We start from the raw sequence: 15,287 nt of genomic DNA, 5'->3' as shown, positions 1-15,287 counted from the left end.
AGATCGCGATGGACCGGAAAGTTCTTTTGATCATTCTCGACGGTGTGCCCTGGCGCAACTTCCGCCGTTTGTTCGGCAACCTCGAAGGGTGGGTCGACAGCGGAGACGCCCGCGTGTGGAAGCTGCGCGCCGTGCTACCGTCGATCTCGGCCAGCTGCTATGCCTCGATCCACACGGGCGTGGCCCCTGCCGAGCACAGCTGCACCGGAAACGGCAACGTGTTCCGGCTGAGCCACAAGGACATCTTTAGCCAGGTGCGCGAAGGTGGCGGCGTGACGGGTGCTGTGACCCACAGCTTCTGGTCGCAGTTTTTCAACCGCCACCCGTTCGATTATGTCCGCGACATCGAATATGACGAGCCCGAGAGCAAGACGATCAACCACGGCCGCTTTCATTCGATGACAGGCTATGGCCACGACAACCAGATGACCCCGTCGGATGTGGATCTGTTTGGAACGCTCACCAATCTGGCCCTGCGGTTCGGGCTGGACTATGGCATCCTGCACACCTGCACACTCGACAGCATGGGGCACCGCTTTTTCCACGACTGCCAGCAGATGGACCACGCTTGTTTTGTGATGGACGAAATGCTGGCCCCCTTCATACCGCGTTGGCGGCAGTTGGGTTATGACGTGATCGTCACAGCCGATCATGGTCAGGACGAACGTGGCCACCACGGCGGACGCGGGCCCCTGCAGCAGGAAACGGCGCTGTATTACTTCGGCGAAGCCGAAGGCCCGGCCGAGGACTATGTGATCGACCAGCTGCAACTGGCCCCGACGATCCTGTCGATGATGGGCGCCCCGGTGGCCGACACGATGAAGGCTGAACCCTTCCTCAAGTAAGTCACTTCAGGGGAGTGCCAAACGGCCCTCCCCTTTCAATTCACAGCCCGCGTTTGTGACGGCACCTCGCCGAAATGACTGCGGTAATGCTGGGTGAACTGGCTCCAGTTCCAGAACCCGAACCGCGCGGCGATATCGCCGATGCTGTCGCTTTGAAAGGTCTCATCTAACAACGCCCGGCGCACCAGATGCAGCCGGATGATCCGATGATAGGTCAGCGGCCCGGCCGAGACATGCGAGGTAAACGCCTGCTGAAGCGATCGCCGCTTGATACCTGTCTGATCCGTCAACGCGTCCAGATCATGCACCTGTTCCCAGCCCCTCAGGATCGTGTCCCGACAGGCCATGAACCGATCATAAGACTGCCGGATCTGCCCGTGATCGCCCCCTGGCAGGGCGCATAGGTCGATGGACAGTTTCGCAAACAGGCCTGTCAGCAAGGCGTGCCCGATGCGCGCGGCCTCTTGTTGGGAACAGTCCACGCGGTTGCACCCTTCTATGGCCTGCACCACATCCTCGCGAATGCGGCGGGCCAATTGGGGATTGCGCAGAATGCGGACCTCGGGCGTCTCATGCAGGTAGGTCCGCAAGGGGTCCGAAAGGTCGGCATACGATGCAAGGCAGCTGTCCTGCACCGTGATCGCCAAGACCGCCCCGTTCACTGGGCTGAGCAGATGCAGATCGCTGCCGGGTGGAATGAAGAGAATGTCGTCAGGCGACAACCCTTCACCATTGGCGAGAAAGCTCTGCCGCCCTTGGATGGCCACCCCAATCGACAGAGCTGTCGAGTGTCCCGACAACTGCTGTTCCAACGCTTGATTGCAATGTTCGATGTGAATGGCGATATCCGGCCCTAGGGTGCAGGACAGAAAACGCCCCTCAAAGGTTCCGGGCGACAGCTGGACATAGCTTTGGTCGTGCCCGACGAGCCGCTGCGACTGTGCGTCGAAATCGCTATAGCGCGCGTCCCATATCAACCCAGGGTTCGCGCTAAGCACGTAGCCCGGCATGCAGGCATTTGATAATGCAGCGGTATTTTTCAAATGCTCCCTCCCAACCTCCTGCACAGGCGCGATAACGCGCGGGCCCGATCCCCGCGTAACATAGGGGAATGTAGCACCAGTTTCGGTGCCAAGATCAACATCAGAGCGTTTCGGGAGGACCATCATGCTCAAGACACTCGCCTTTGCCGCCGTGACAACCATCCTTGGGACGGCGCAGCTCGCCGTTGCAGAAGAGGTGTGGAAAACCATCCCCACGCCCCCTGCCATGCCCGAGGCAACCGACAGCGGAACCGCATCCGTGAACGGGATAGACATGTATTTTGCCAGCTACGGCGATGGAGACGGGGCACCGATCCTGATGATCCACGGCGGGTTGGCGCATGGTGACATCTGGGCGTCGCAGGTCGCGGAGCTGTCGCAGGATCACCGGGTGATCGTGGCCGACACCCGAGGACATGGGCGCACCACCAACGACGGTAGCACCTATTCCATCAGCCTCCTGGCGCAGGACTATCTGGCCCTCCTGGACTCGCTGAACGTGGAGCAGGTGCATTTGGTGGGCTGGTCGGATGGCGCCAACATCGGTTACGAAATTTCCAAAACTGCGCCCGATCGCTTGGCCAGCCATTTCGCACACGCAGGCAATGTCACTCTGGCAGGTGTCGATCCATCGGTCCAAACCAATGAGGTGTTCGGCGGCTACGTTGGCATGATGGCAGGAGATTACGCCAAGATGTCACCTACCCCAGACGGGTTCGAAGGCTTCGTGGCAGGTGTGTCCGAGATGTGGTTTGCCGACAAGGCGGACGGGTTGGAAACGATCAAATCGATCACCGTCCCAACCTTGGTGGTTCACAGCGAACATGACCAGGCGATCCTGCACGCGCATTCAGCGGCCATCGCCAGGAATATTCCGGACGCTAAACTTTTAGTCTTGGACGGGACCAGCCATTTTTCGATGTTTCAGAAACCCGAGATGTATTCAGAGGCCATCAAGGATTGGCTGGCGTCTCTCTGACATTTGTAAACTGGAAAGGCAAAGGAACGCTTTGGGATCGATTCACCTGATTCCAAAGTGCTCCTTCCAGATCGCGTGCCTTTTACGATCCCGAACTTCGTAGACCTCGATCACATCGCGCAATTCATCAGCTCGCAACTGCGCGCCGCCACTCGCGATCTGCGTGATCTGCATCGTGTACCAGGCGGTCACCCCACCTTCCGGCGGGGCGCTGAACCGGGGAAACAACGGGTGTTTGTCCCGGCCTTCTTGCCACTTGGTGGGAAGGTCAGGATCAACAACCAATGCACGGGCAAGACCGACAATATCTGCTTGGCCCTCTGACACAGCGGCCTCGGCCTGATCAAAGGTCTTGAACCCGCCCGTTACCATCAACGGGATTTTTGTCTTGGTCCGCGCGCGTTGTGCAAATTCCACAAAATACGGGCCCGTTCCCGCCCGGTCAGACGAGGACGGCGCGCCAGGAAAATAGGTCCCGCCGCTTATGTCGATCAGGTCAATCGCTTTGTCGTCCAGCGCCGCGATCACTTTCAGGGCCTCGTCTTGCTGAAAGCCCCCTTCCAACTGATCAGTGGCGTTCAGTTTGATCCCCACCGGGTACTGCGGGCCAACGGCTTCTCTGACCGCATCCACGACCTCAAGCAGCAGGCGCATTCGGTTCTCCAAAGACCCGCCATACGCATCGGTTCGCTTGTTGAACAACGGCGATAAGAACTGGTTGAGCAAGAACCCATGCGCGGCGTGGATTTCTACTCCGCCAAACCCAACCTCTTTTGCCAGCACTGCGGTGCGCGCGAATTCCGCAGGGATCGCAAGTATCTCGTCAAGCGTTAGCTCCGCACATTTCAACCCCGGCAGGTCCAATGCACTAGGCCCTTTGGGAGAGCTAATCGGCCCATCCGCCATCGCGCCCGCATGGCCAAGTTGTATCCAAAGGTTTGCATTGTCGGCTCTGCCCGCTACCGCAAGGGCGCGAAAACCTTCAAGATCGGCAGAAGAGTTCAGAACCAGATTGCCAGGTTTTTCGGCAAAATGGGGTGAGCCCTGCACCTCTCCAATGATCGACAAAGCCAGACCACCTTGCGCCCAACGTTTATACAGGCTGACTTGGACGTCGGTCGGGTTGCCACATCCATCGCCGAGGGAGTCCGACATGGCGGACTTTGCGATCCTGTTTTTTAAGACGACGCCGCATGGCAATGTGAGAGGTTCGAAGAGAACGGAAGATTTAGGGTCGGTCATGATTTTGAAGATAGTCAGTCAAGACCGGATTGTCTGCAGCATCGCGACCCCACAGCCGCGATGCACGACGCTTTTCAATCGTAGGCCCAGATCCCCTGCCCCAAGGCCTCGATTGCGATCGAGATACGTTCAAAGCTGTCTCGGGCGCGGCCGACGGTGGTGCGGGCGCGCAGGTAGCCGTGGATCAGGCCGTCTTCGTTGATCCAATGCGCTTTGACACCCGCCTCTTGCAGGCGGTCACGGTAATCGCGGCCATCGTCGCGCAGTGGGTCACAGTCGGCGGTAAAGACCACGGTAGGCGGCAGGCCCGAGAAATCAGTGTCATGCAGGGGCGCGTAGGTCGGATCGCCCACCGGTTCGTCGCCGTGGAAGCGCACCGTCTGATAGAACTTGATCTCGTCCAATGTCAGCAGCGGCGCCTTGTCGTGCTCCAGATATGAGCCCTTGGTCATATCCCCGCCCAGGCCTGGATAGATCAACACTTGCCCCAGAACATTGTCCAGACGTCCGCGTGAATGATGCGCCACGCAAGCAGCCAGATTTCCGCCTGCGCTGTCACCGGCCAAGATCAGTGGATCGCCAAACTCTGACGCCGCCCATTCGGTCGCGGCCCAGCTGTCCTGGAACTGCACCGGATGACGGAATTCGGGGCACAGGCGGTAATCCACCGCTACCACGCGATACCCCGTCTGGACGCAGATTTCGGCGCAGACGTCGTCGTGGCTTTCCAAGCCTCCAACAACAAACCCGCCGCCATGGTAGTAGACCACGGTGCGGGTGGGTTGACCGGCAGTGTAGACACGAACCGGGACGCCATTGGCCTGAACATCCGTCGCTTCGACCCCATCGGGATACCCCTGATGAAAGACGCGGCACATGTCATCATAGACCTGCCGCTGTCCTTCAATGGACAGCTCGACGGCGTCTTCAGGGTAACTTTCTATGGTCTGGGCGATGAACGCCCAGGTCTCTTCGTCGATCAGACTGTTGTAGTCCATTGGCCCTCCGCTCAGGCTGCCCACTCCCATGGTCGGGTGTGACCACCCAAGACCTTGGCGACATCGTCGTCCGAGCTGCCGTTCGCGTCAAGCTGCGCAACAAGGCCGCGCTTTTTGTCGTCGATGACCGAGACCACGCGGGCGGCAATGCCGGCCTCTTCCAACTCACTGTTGTAAACGCGAGTGATGGCGTTTTTGCGCAGGTCAGGTTTGAACACCTTGCCGACTGCGGTCTTGGGCAGTTCGTCCAGAATAGTCATGTGCTTGGGCTGCGCGGCGCGTTCATGCACGTGGACCTTGCAGTATTCCATCAGCTCTTCGGGTGTGACAGAGGCACCTTCGACCAGTTCGACAAAGGCACAAGGCACCTCGCCGGAATGCGCGTCTGGCTGACCAATCGCCCCGGCAAAGGCCACCGCCTCATGCCCCAGCAGGGCTTCCTCGATCTCGGCGGGGTCGATGTTGTGACCGCCGCGAATGATCAGGTCCTTGGCGCGGCCAGTGATCCACAGATACCCATCGCCATCCACGCGACCCAAGTCACCGGTGCGCAGGTACTTGTCGAAATGGTAGAGATCGACGTTCTTTTCGGCCTCGGTATAGGTGTTGCCCGCGTAGATGCCGGGGTTCGAGATGCAGATCTCGCCGATCTCATCCACTCCTGCCTCAACCGGACCGTCGGGTGTGTTGTTGAAGATCCTGACGTCCGTGTAGGGGAATGTGATCCCGATCGAGCCGATTTTCTTTTCACCATCGACGGGATTACAGGACACCAGACAGGTCGCCTCGGTCAGGCCATAGCCTTCGATGATCTTGATATTGGTGGCTTCCTCAAAGCGGCGGAACAGCTCGATCGGCAGCGGGGCCGACCCCGAGAAGGCGGTTTTCACAGTCGAAATATCCGCATCCACCGGGCGCTGCATCTTGGCCGAAATTGCGGTGGGAACTGTGATGATGAACGTCACTTTCCAACGTTCGATCAGCTTCCAGAAATTGTCGAACACACCATCGCCGCGATACCCCTGCGGCGTGGGGAACACCACATGCGCACCGGATGCCACAGCCGCCATGACGATCACGTGGCAGGCAAAGACGTGGAACAGGGGCAGCGGGCACATGATCACGTCCTGCTCGGTGTAAAGCAGTTCAGAGGCGAGCCAGGCGTTGTAGATCAGGCCCGAATACTTGTGCTGCGCCACCTTGGGCATGCCGGTGGTGCCACCAGTATGGAAATAGCAGGCGACCCGGTCTTTGGTGCTGTCGGCAAAGGCCAGCGTCCTGGGCTGTTTGCTCAGCTCTTTGTTGAAGTTCTTGTAGTCCGCATGCGCAACCTGATCCTTGTTCTCCAGCTTGGGTCGGATCAGCGGTACGATCCACGACTTGGGCGGTGTCAGATAGCGGTTCAGATCGACCTCGAGCACGGTGTTCACACCGGGCGCGTGGCGCACGGCCTCGGCCACTTTCTGGGCCACATCAGTCTTGGGGAAAGGCTTCAGCGTGACAACAACCTTGGCACCGGTCTCGCGTAGGATCGAGGCGATTTGCTCTGGTTCCAGCAGCGGATTGATCGGGTTGACGATACCCGCTACCGCGCCGCCCAGGAACGTCAGTAGCGTTTCGTTACAATTGGGCAGGATATACGCAACGACATCGTTTTCGCCGACACCCAGAGACCGGAACAAGTTCGCAGCCTGGTTGGTCTTTTCCAGCAGCTCTTGCCAGCTGAGCGTCTCGGCCTTGTCAGTGGGGCCCGACAGCAGTTGATAGCTCATGGCGGGGCGGGACGGAAAATTTCCGGCCGTGCGCGACAGCATCTGGTGCAGGGTAACGGGAACGTCCCGTTCTTCCCAGCTCATTTCATTTTCCATGCGCGTACGATCAGCGACGGTTGCAAATGTCATCCGTATTCCTCCCAACGTCTGCCCGTTCCCCGGGCAAAGTTCATCCTTAAGCACAAGATGCGGCCTCTCCCACACTTGTGCAAGCAAGCGCTTAACCGGTGATCAAAAAATCAACATGAGTGACGTCACGCAACCCGAGGTTTGACGCTACGGCGAAAGGCAAATGGGGGGGCCAGAAGCCTGCCTCTATTTTGGAAAACCGCTGGGGGGCGGCAGCTTGTCCGCATTCTGCGCCGCCCAGTCATGCATTTCTCGCAACAGCGGGATCAGGCTTTGGCCCAGTTCGGTCAGACTGTATTCGACATGCGGGGGTATGGATTTGAAGTCCTTGCGCAAGACAAATCCAGCCTCTTGCAGCTCGGTCAATTGGCGCGTCAATGTGCGGTGCGTGATGCGCCCCAGATTGCGCTGAAGCTGATTGAACCGGCAGCTTCCTTGCGCAAGCCAATAGATGATCAACAGTTTCCACCGCCCCGAGATGGCGGTGATCAGCGCCTCGATCTGGCAATGATGTTCCAGCTCTTCATGTTTCACGACAGTATCCAAAATGATCGTACTTGTTCAGTTGATCCCACAAAACTACCTAGCTCCCAGAACGTCGTGCCGCAATGGGGGACCAGATGGCCAAAAAGAAAATCGTAATTGTTGGTGGCGGGTATGTCGGGTTCGAAGTGGCCCAGGCACTGGATGAATTGGCGGATGTCACGTTGATCGAACAACGAGAGGCCTTTGTAATGCCGCCTGCCGCCATCCGGGCGCTGGTTGACCCCACACTGCTGGACCAGATTACCCTGCCCTATGATAAGCTCTTGAAATCTGGTCAGGTCGTTCGGGGCCGCGCCGTTTCGGTCTCGCAATCATCCGTCACGCTGGACACCGGTGACGCCTACCCGGCGGATTTTATCGTTGTGGCGACCGGTTCATCTTATGCGGCGCCTTTCAAACCCTCGGGCGATAGTATTGCTGAATTTCGCCAGGCCTCGGCAGATGTCAGTGCCCAACTGGCCAAGGCACGCTCTGTTGCGATTGTCGGTGCGGGTGCCGTGGGGACGGAACTGGCAGGCGAGATCGCGGCGGCTCAACCCGGCAAATCCATCACCTTGATTTCTTCGGATGATAGGCTGTTTCCCATGTACCCTGCCAAGTTGGGCGCGCAGCTCAAACGCAAGTTGGAAGGCGTCGGTGTGAACGTGGTTCTGGGTCAGCGCGCGCAAGACTTGCGCCATATGGATCAGCCCTATCAGGGGGCCGTGACCTTGACCGATGGAACCGTGATCGAGGCTGATCTGATCTTTCCGGTTATCGGATCAAAGCCGCAATCGTCCCTGCTGCAAAACGTGCCAGGTGTTACGGTCGGGTCATCCGGCCGCCTAAAGGCCGATGCGTGGTTGCGCCCGTCTGATTATCCCAACCTCTTCATTGCTGGTGACCTTGCCGACGTTGGCGACGGGATGACCATCGTCGCCACAACCCGGCAGAACCCCTGGCTCATCAAGACATTGAAAAAGGTTCTCGCAGGCCAACCAGTTGAACGTCAAAAGCCCTATAGCCCATGGAAGAAGGCCCCCATCCTGATTCCGCTTGGCCCCGTCATCGGCAACAGTTGGCTGTTTGCCACCGTTGGGAATTGGATCACCCGCACGATGAAAGGCAAAGATCTTTTCATTCCCAAGTATCGCAAGGCTTTTGGCCTGACGAGCGAAAGGGGCTAGAGCCCCCCTCGCCTGCAATGTCATGCCCGGTCAAGGCATCAGGCCTGTGGGATGCGCAGCATCTGGCCTGGATAGATCTTGTCCGGGTGGCTAAGCATCGGTTTGTTGGCCTCAAAGATCTCTTGGTACTTGGCGCCGTGGCCCAGGGTTTTTTCGGCAACCGCCCACAGGGTGTCGCCTTTTTCGACAGTATGGAACACCGGCGCGCCACCTTCGGCAGCAACTTCTTCCTCGACCGCAGAGACGCCTTCGACGTTGCCAACGGCCAGGATGAGCTTTTCCTTGATCTCGTCGCTGGCGGCTGCCCCCGTCAGCTTAACGGTGTCACCTTCAACTGTGATATCCACACCCGTCGCGTCCAGACCCAGATCAGCGATCTCCTGCTCCAGCGCCTCTTTTGTCGGTTCGGCGTCATCGCCACCAAAGATAGATTTGCCGCTGTCCTTGATGAAATTCCACAGGCCCATGTCACTACTCCGTTTTCTGCGTGTCAGGTTCGCAGCAGGGGTAGCAGCCTGTCCCGGATCAGGCAGGGGGAATTATTCGGCCTCCAAACCATCGGTGAATTGCAGCCGGGCCAGACGGGAATACAGGCCTTCACTGGCCACCAATTCGTCATGGGTGCCCTGATCAACGATCCGCCCATCTTCCATCACAACGATCCGGTCCGCCTTTTTCACGGTCGCCAGACGGTGTGCCACAATCAGCGTCGTGCGCCCTTCGCTCAGCTCATCCACGGCCTGTTGCACCGCACGTTCGCTTTCCGCATCAAGCGCCGAGGTCGCTTCGTCGAGCAGCAGCACGGGCGCATCCCGCAGGATGGCGCGGGCAATGGCGATGCGCTGTTTCTGGCCGCCCGACAGCATCACGCCACGTTCGCCCACAAAACTGTCATAGCCTTCAGGCAGCGCCGAGATGAATTCATGCGCCGCCGCTGCGCGTGCGGCCTGCTCGACCTCGGCATCCGTGGCACCGGGTCGGCCAAATCGAATATTCTCGCGGGCCGAGGCGGCAAAGATCACCGGGTCTTGCGGCACCATGGCGATGGCACGACGGAAGCTGTCGCGGCGCATGTCGGTCAGCGCGACGCCGTCCAGGGTGATCTGCCCCTGATCGGGGTCATAGAACCGCTGGATCATCTGGATCACGGTGGTCTTGCCCGCGCCCGATGGGCCAACAAAGGCCACGGTTTCACCCGGCTTTACCGTCAAAGACATGCCGTCCAACGCCAGCGTCTCGGGCCGCGCGGGGTAGCGAAAAGTGACGTCGTTGAACTGGATCTCGCCCGTCACAGGGTCCGGCACAGCAACAGGACCCTCGGGGTCCAGCACCGTATCTTGGGCGTTGAGCAATTCAACCAGCCGTTCGGTGGCACCGGCGGCACGCTGCAACTCGCTCCAAATCTCGGACAGGGCTGCGACAGAGCCTGCCATGATGATGGAATAGATCACAAACTGGATCAGGGTGCCTTCGGTCATCTCTCCCTGACGCACGTCATTGGCGCCCATCCACAAGACGCCGACGATGCCGGTGAAGACCAGGAAAATCACGATCACGGTCAGAACAGCGCGGGTCTGGATGCGTTTCTTTGAGACGACATAAGACGTTTCGGTCATATCCGCGAACCGCTCGCGGCTGGCGTTTTCGTTGGTGAACGACTGCACCGTCTGTACCGCGCCAAGCGCCTCACCCGCGTTGCCGGATGAAGCAGCGATCCAGTCCTGGTTCTCGCGGCTGATCACCCGAAGACGACGCCCCAGCACCAGGATCGGCACTACCACGGCAGGCACGATCAACAGCACCATGCCTGTCAGCTTGGCCGAGGTCAGCAGCATCAGCACCATACCGCCCGCAAAAAGCAGCATGTTGCGCAGCGCAATCGATACGGACGAGCCCAGAACCGATTGGATCAGAGTCGTGTCCGTAGTGATCCGGCTGAGCACCTCGCCAGTCATGATCTTTTCATAGAACTCGGGGCTCATCCCGATCACGCGGTCAAAGACGGCGATGCGGATGTCGGCCACCACGCGCTCTCCCAACCGGGTTACCAGCGCATATCGAACCCCCGTCCCAACGGCCAGAACGGCGGCAATCCCCATGGCGGCCATGAAATACAGGTTCAGCACCTCGGCCTCGCCGATCCGGAAATTGTCGACAACCCGGCGCACTGCCAAAGGCAGCGTCAACGACATCGCGGCGGTCAGGACCAATGCAATCGTTGCCCCGATCATCAGCCCTTTGTACGGCAACATGAACGGCCACAAAGCCTGCAAAACACCGATCTTCTTGGAGGCTTCGCGCTCTTCGCTTCCTCCGGGGGCAGCGGTGGTCGATGGGTGCGCTGGTTGTCTTGCCATGATGGGCCTTTGGTTCTGTGTGATCCCCTGACCTGGCCCTTTGGGCCAAGCGTCGTTCCGTTTCATGGCTGGCAGAGGCGCAAGGGTCAAGCGGTCAACACTTGACAGATCGTCCGCGGGACCCTTTGCCGCGTCCCCAGGCAGACACGAACATGGGCCATCCATGCCCGAATTTCATCGGGTTTCAGGCAATCGTACTGGGCTGGGATATTCTTGGAGCGGGTAGCGGGAATCGAACCCGCACCTTAAGCTTGGAAGGCTCTTATGATACCATTTCACCATACCCGCCAAGAATTTTTGCTTGGTAAAACAGCCGGTCTGGGACGTCAATAGCGATCCGGGCAGAACTGGCCTTAACGTCGCAAAAACTCGACCACAGAATTGATGTTGCTCGGAAAAATTCAGAGCAACACCTTTCCTTAAATGTCGGCGCGCACCACTTGGCGTTGCCGCCCCAGACCGTCGATGCCCAATTCCATCACGTCATCTGCTTTCAGATAGATCGGCTCGGGCTTGATGCCCATGCCAACGCCCGGTGGTGTGCCCGTCGAAATGACGTCGCCGGGGTGCAGTGTGAACAACTGGCTGAGGTGCGAGATGATCTGTGCCACGGAAAAAATCATGGTGCCGGTATTCCCGGTCTGCATCCGCTGGCCGTTGACGTCCAGATACATCGACAGGGCCTGTGGGTCCGGCACCTCGTCGCGAGTAACAAGCCAGGGGCCGGTCGGGCCAAAGGTGTCGCAGGATTTGCCCTTGGTCCATTGGCCCGTCAGATGCAATTGAAAATCACGTTCTGACACATCATTGGCGATGCAATAGCCCGCCACATGGTTCAGCGCGTCCGCTTCGCTGACGTATTTGGCTCTGGTCCCGATCACGACGCCCAGTTCAATCTCCCAATCGGTCTTGGTGGACCCCCTCGGCATCACCACAGCATCATTCGGGCCAGAAATGGCAGAATTGGCCTTCATGAACAGGATCGGGTGCTCGGGGATGGGCAACCCGGATTCGGTGGCGTGATCAGAATAATTCAGCCCGATACACATGTACTTGCCGATTGAGCCGACACAGGGGCCAAGGCGCGGATTGCCCTCGACCACGGGCAGGCTGTCCGGGTCAACGGCACGCAACTGCTCAAGCCCCGCGTCCGACAAGGCCGCGCCCGAGATATCGGCCACATGACCTGACAAATCGCGCAAGGTTCCATCCAAAGCCAGCAACCCCGGCTTTTCGGCTCCGGCCTCTCCAAACCGCAACAGTTTCATGATTGTGCTTCCCTCATTCCATCTTTGGCATGACGGCATAATCACCGCTAAAGCCCCGAGGTCAATCACCTGCCCCCGGCACAAGAAACAGGAGCCGACCGCGCGCCGAGGGGAGAGAGGCGTGCGGTCGGCTCCGTGTCGATCAGATCTCGTAAACGTCCAGATCGTCGACAATCGTTGCCGGGCCTGCAAAGTGCTCTTTCAACTCTGCCTTGGCGCTGATGTGCCCCTCTTCGCTGTCCATGTGGATGCGGAAGTGTGTGATCAACAGCTCTTTGACGCCTGCAGACTGGGCCATCTTGGCGATGTGTTCCGGCGTCGGCGAAAACTCGGCAATTGCGGGGTGGATGTCATCGGTGGACAGGCGGTAACACCAGTGGATCAACAGATCGGCATCCGCCGTCAATTCGGTCAGCGCATCACAGATGCCTGCATCACCGGAATAGACGAACTTCTTGCCGCCCGCCTCGACCGAAAAGGCCATACAGTCGAACGCTGGCTGCGCATGCGGCACTTCACAGCTTTTCAACTCCCACCCATTGCCCTGGAAGGAAAAACCCGGCTTGATCTCGGTCACTTCGGGCGCGGGCCAAGCACGTGGCAGGGTGCCGCCACGGGCGACCCAGACCTGCTGACTGGGGGCCAGTTCGGTGCGGGCGTACAGGTCGGGTGACAATACGCCATCGCGGCCAAAGTAGCCTTCGGTCATGCGCGCAATCGGGCGGGGTCCCCAGACCTTGAGCGGCGGCGCGCCCTCGTCCCAGGCGGCATGCACGAGGCGGGCGTAATCCATCATGTGGTCGGTGTGCAGATGGGTGAAAAACAGATGCGTGATGTCACTGGGCAAACGGCCAGACCGCACGAGGTTGTCGAACACCCCGCCACCGCAGTCGAACAGGATCTTGTCATCGCCGATCTCCAGCAAATAACCGGTGGATGCACGGCGGGCGTATGCTTCGGGAGAGCCCGAGCCGAGAATGGTCAGTTTCATTACTTTACTTCCATCATTGGGGGGGGCGTCGCACCGGGCGCGCCAAGTTTCAGGGCAGCCTCGCGGCCCCCGTGTTTGGCGATCAGAGCCGCCTGATCATCGAAAGCTTGTTGATTGACCGCATCCGGGTCGCAGATCTCACGCAGCGCTGCCTCCATCCGGGCCAACGTGTCGGCGTGGGTCGGATCATTGGCCAGGTTCCGGGTCTCTTCCGGGTCGGCTTCCAGGTCGAACAGCTCGGGCGCGAACCCCACATAATGGTGGTATTTCCACCGACCAATCCGCAGCATGAAGGCCCCCGACACAGCACCTGCTGCGTGATACTCCGAGAACACCGGGCGCTCCGGCTCCGGCGCGCCCGAGGCAATGTCATAGAGCGATCGCACCCCGTCCGAGGCCTTGAGCGGCGCTCCAAAGTGATCCGAAATGGTGGCCGAGACATCCAACAGACTGACGGGCGTTTCGCAGGTCCCCTGCCCCACACCCGGACCGGTCATGATCATCGGGACGGCAGCGCTTTCCTGATACAGGTTGGATTTCCCCCAAAGCCCTCTCGCGCCGACGTTGTCGCCATGATCCGAGGTGTAGATGACCGTGGTGTCGTCGCCAAAGCCCGCGTATTCCAGACCAGCCACGATCTGACCGACGTTGTGGTCCAGCCAACTGCATAGGCCATAGTATGCAGCGATTGCCGTCAGGCGTTCCTCTTCGTTCTTGAACTTGGCTTCGCTGTCCATAAAGGCGTTCTGCTTTTCGACCCAAGGATGACGCTTGTATCCGTCACGCGGGTTAAGCTTTGGCTCGGGCAGTTGGTCGTGTGGATAGAGGTCATAGAACTCTTGCGGGGCCACCAAGGGGAAATGCGGAGCCACCAGCCCAACATATAGACACCATGGACGCTTGTCGTGGCTCGCGGCTCGGTCCTGCAACCAGTCCAAGGTGCGCGCCGTTACAGCTGCATCGTAGTCTGTGTATTTGCTGTCGCCCGGCCCGATGTAATCGCCCAGCATCCGCCCTTTGCCCATGATCCGCTCGTCTTCCTTTCGGATCGAGGCCCAGACCATGCCAACGCCCCCGGCCACCATCATCGGTATGTGCTCAGTATCAAATCCGGCCGGATCCTCTTCGGCGCGATAATGCAGCTTGCCGATGCTATCGACCGGAACGCCCTTGTCCTGCAACGCATGCCCCCAGCCCGGGATCGACCCGTCGTAAGGCATGGCATTGTCCCACAAACGCGTCTCATGCGCATAGCGCCCGGTGGCAAAGCTGGCGCGCGCAGGCACGCAGATGGGCGACGGTGTATAGGCATTGGTGAACCGCGTCCCACGCGCAGCCAAAGCGTCCAGATGCGGCGTTTGTGCAATCGGATGCCCGGCACAGCCCATGGCCCGCGCCTGATGCTCGTCCGAAATGATGACCAACAGATTGCCAGTCATGCCCGGCTCTCTTCTTCGATTTGTTCCATTGCCAGCTCCAGCTTGTCCATCGCAGTGAACATCACCTGGCGCTCATTGGCCGTCAGGCTGCCCAACAGAGCAGTCTGACGTGTACGCATGGCTGGGCGCGCCTGCTGAAACAGCCCATAGCCTTTGTCGGTAAATTCCAAAGTGTGGCTGCGCTGATCCGATTCGCTGCCTTCAACCACGATCAGCCCTTCTTTCAACATGCCTTTGACGGTCCGGCTGACCTGCCCCTTATCGAAATCAGTGCGCTTGACAATCTGGGCAGGCGTGATCTTGCCGTGGGTTTCGATCATCACGAAAATGCGCCACTGCGACAACGAGATGCCTGCAGTTTCCTTAAGGATTCTAGCGGCTTGCGCGTTGAGTTTTGCGTGTATCCGGCTCAGGCGGAATGTCACCATCTGCTGCAGTGGAATGTCGAATTCGGTGTCCGTGACCTGATCCGCTGACATGCGAAACCTCCCTTATCTCATCCTCAACGTGGC

The 15,287-nt window shown here is 59.2% G+C and carries 14 protein-coding genes and 1 tRNA gene; 3 read left to right on the top strand and 12 right to left on the bottom strand.

The features are described 5' to 3' along the window. Positions 1–8: 8 nt before the first annotated feature. Complete coding sequence (locus tag TRM7615_RS10015; RefSeq protein WP_108787000.1) at positions 9–845, top strand: alkaline phosphatase family protein; 837 nt, start codon at positions 9–11, stop codon at positions 843–845. Positions 846–880: 35 nt separating this feature from the next. On the opposite strand, the gene TRM7615_RS10010 is transcribed toward TRM7615_RS10015, so the two are convergent. Beyond that, entirely contained in the window at positions 881–1,888 is a 1,008-nt protein-coding gene (locus TRM7615_RS10010) for a helix-turn-helix domain-containing protein (protein ID WP_165821405.1), read from the bottom strand. 124 nt (positions 1,889–2,012) lie between these two features. On the opposite strand from TRM7615_RS10010, the gene TRM7615_RS10005 reads away from it, so the two are divergent. Further along, positions 2,013–2,867 (top strand): alpha/beta fold hydrolase, encoded by an 855-nt coding sequence (locus tag TRM7615_RS10005; RefSeq protein WP_108786998.1) that lies wholly within the window; start codon positions 2,013–2,015, stop codon positions 2,865–2,867. A 42-nt stretch (positions 2,868–2,909) separates the two neighbouring features. On the opposite strand, the gene TRM7615_RS10000 is transcribed toward TRM7615_RS10005, so the two are convergent. The 4 genes from TRM7615_RS10000 to TRM7615_RS09985 all read right to left on the bottom strand — a co-directional run bounded on the left by TRM7615_RS10000 (position 2,910) and on the right by TRM7615_RS09985 (position 7,542). Beyond that, entirely contained in the window at positions 2,910–4,109 is a 1,200-nt protein-coding gene (locus TRM7615_RS10000; RefSeq protein WP_108786996.1) for an NADH:flavin oxidoreductase/NADH oxidase family protein, read from the bottom strand. Between the two features lie 74 nt (positions 4,110–4,183). Next, on the bottom strand, positions 4,184–5,107 hold the full coding sequence (locus tag TRM7615_RS09995; protein WP_108786994.1) for an alpha/beta hydrolase: 924 nt from the start codon (positions 5,105–5,107) through the stop codon (positions 4,184–4,186). Positions 5,108–5,118: 11 nt separating this feature from the next. Further along, positions 5,119–7,008 carry an acyl-CoA synthetase gene (locus TRM7615_RS09990; RefSeq protein WP_108786992.1) on the bottom strand — a complete coding sequence of 630 codons (1,890 nt, stop codon included), beginning with the start codon at positions 7,006–7,008 and terminating at the stop codon, positions 5,119–5,121. A gap of 186 nt (positions 7,009–7,194) precedes the next feature. After that, positions 7,195–7,542 (bottom strand): winged helix-turn-helix transcriptional regulator, encoded by a 348-nt coding sequence (locus TRM7615_RS09985; protein ID WP_108786990.1) that lies wholly within the window; start codon positions 7,540–7,542, stop codon positions 7,195–7,197. 86 nt (positions 7,543–7,628) lie between these two features. Here TRM7615_RS09985 and TRM7615_RS09980 point away from each other — a divergent pair, with 86 nt between their 5' ends. Beyond that, positions 7,629–8,720 carry an NAD(P)/FAD-dependent oxidoreductase gene (locus TRM7615_RS09980; RefSeq protein ID WP_108787302.1) on the top strand — a complete coding sequence of 364 codons (1,092 nt, stop codon included), beginning with the start codon at positions 7,629–7,631 and terminating at the stop codon, positions 8,718–8,720. Between the two features lie 38 nt (positions 8,721–8,758). Here TRM7615_RS09980 and lysM read toward each other — a convergent pair whose 3' ends face one another. The 7 genes from lysM to TRM7615_RS09945 form a co-directional block, all read right to left on the bottom strand. Next, positions 8,759–9,187, bottom strand: a complete 429-nt coding sequence (gene lysM, locus TRM7615_RS09975) for a peptidoglycan-binding protein LysM (RefSeq protein ID WP_108786989.1) — start codon at positions 9,185–9,187, stop codon at positions 8,759–8,761. 72 nt (positions 9,188–9,259) lie between these two features. Next, complete coding sequence (locus tag TRM7615_RS09970; protein ID WP_108787300.1) at positions 9,260–11,077, bottom strand: ABC transporter transmembrane domain-containing protein; 1,818 nt, start codon at positions 11,075–11,077, stop codon at positions 9,260–9,262. 214 nt (positions 11,078–11,291) lie between these two features. Then, a tRNA-Gly gene (locus tag TRM7615_RS09965) sits at positions 11,292–11,365 on the bottom strand. Positions 11,366–11,496: 131 nt separating this feature from the next. Beyond that, positions 11,497–12,345 carry a fumarylacetoacetate hydrolase family protein gene (locus tag TRM7615_RS09960; RefSeq protein ID WP_108786987.1) on the bottom strand — a complete coding sequence of 283 codons (849 nt, stop codon included), beginning with the start codon at positions 12,343–12,345 and terminating at the stop codon, positions 11,497–11,499. Between the two features lie 142 nt (positions 12,346–12,487). Beyond that, positions 12,488–13,336 (bottom strand): MBL fold metallo-hydrolase, encoded by an 849-nt coding sequence (locus TRM7615_RS09955; RefSeq protein ID WP_108786985.1) that lies wholly within the window; start codon positions 13,334–13,336, stop codon positions 12,488–12,490. Then, the gene (locus TRM7615_RS09950; protein WP_108786983.1) at positions 13,336–14,775 is read right to left on the bottom strand and encodes a sulfatase-like hydrolase/transferase; all 1,440 of its coding nucleotides are present in this window, start codon (positions 14,773–14,775) and stop codon (positions 13,336–13,338) included. Before TRM7615_RS09950 ends, TRM7615_RS09955 begins: the two co-directional genes overlap by 1 nt. Then, a complete protein-coding gene (locus TRM7615_RS09945; protein WP_108786981.1) occupies positions 14,772–15,254 on the bottom strand; it encodes a MarR family winged helix-turn-helix transcriptional regulator in 483 nt (160 codons plus the stop codon). Before TRM7615_RS09945 ends, TRM7615_RS09950 begins: the two co-directional genes overlap by 4 nt. Between the last annotated feature and the right edge of the window lie 33 nt (positions 15,255–15,287).

This window comes from Falsiruegeria mediterranea M17 (assembly GCF_900302455.1).
Taxonomy (GTDB): Bacteria; Pseudomonadota; Alphaproteobacteria; order Rhodobacterales; family Rhodobacteraceae; genus Falsiruegeria; species Falsiruegeria mediterranea.
Note: the sequence above shows the minus strand (reverse complement) of the source record. Positions and strands in the feature narration are given on the sequence as shown.